The following is a 1,025-nucleotide window of genomic DNA, read 5'->3' as shown; positions in this document are numbered from 1 at the left end:
GGGCAATCTGAAAGACTGGTGGACCAAGAAGGACGCCAAGGCCTTCACCGACCGTGCCCAGTGCATCGTCGACCAGTACGCGCAGTACACCATCGTCGACGACATCAAGATCAACAGCAAGCTGACCCTGGGTGAAGACGTGGCCGACCTCGGCGGCCTGATTCTGGCCTGGATGGCGTGGAAATCCGAGATCGCCAATGCGCCGCAACAGGCGCGCGATGGCCTGTCGCCGGAACAGCGCTTCTTCGTTGGCTACGCGCAGTGGGCCTGCGAGAACGACCGTCCGGAGAACGCACGGGTGAACGCTCTGACCAATCCACACTCGCCGGGCCGCTATCGCGTCAATGGCCTGGTAGTGAATATGCCGGAGTTTGCGAAGGCCTTCTCCTGCAAGGCGGGGCAAGCGATGTACAGGGAGCCGGCCAAGATGTGCCGCGTATGGTGATGGGCGTGCGCCCGTGAATAAGCGGGTAAAATACCGGCCTCGTATTTTTAGAGGATGAAGATGAGCCAAGCACATGAAATTCTGGAGCGCGCCCGCAATGCGCGCCTGGCGGGCAAGTATGAGGACGCCCTGCGTGACCACCTGTGGTTCCACGAACATGCGCTGGACGAAGATCCATCGCTGGCGGGCGTGCGTCTGTCCTTCGCGCTACGCGACTGGATTTACCTGGCCGAGCAATTCCCGCTGGCGCGCCGCGCCCTGCAAGCCATCCGCGACCGCGACACCCAGCGCCTGCTCAACGGCGGCGCGACGCTGCAGCGCTTCATGGACATCAACGCCATCAACAGCGCGCTGGGCGAGGATCGTGCAACCCATGAGCTGTTCTCGCAGATCGACGCACAGATTCCGGAGCTGGCAAGGCAATGCGCCGAGCTGGCCATGCCGTCGCTGGTGGCCGTGGAAGATTTCGCCCTCGCCCGCCGCTATCTGCCGGCGCCGCTGGAACGCATTGCCGGACTGGCGCAACGCCTGAACGATTTCGCGCAGGAGATGGCCTCGCGCGGCAGCACCTCGTCTGCCC

1 protein-coding gene and 1 pseudogene are annotated in these 1,025 nt (G+C 63.5%); both read left to right on the top strand.

Annotated elements, in window-relative coordinates; all coding sequences use genetic code 11:
* Positions 1 to 445 (top strand): M13-type metalloendopeptidase (locus AB4Z11_RS32550; protein ID WP_442030431.1); only part of this gene is annotated, 445 nt, incomplete at its 5' end.
* A 60-nt stretch (positions 446 to 505) separates the two neighbouring features.
* A pseudogene (locus AB4Z11_RS32545) lies at positions 506 to 1,025 on the top strand (hypothetical protein); the annotation flags it as partial.

It is taken from the genome of Pseudoduganella sp. RAF53_2 (genome assembly GCF_052113985.1).
GTDB lineage: Bacteria > Pseudomonadota > Gammaproteobacteria > Burkholderiales > Burkholderiaceae_D > Rugamonas.
This window is presented reverse-complemented; position numbering and strand designations above follow the sequence as displayed.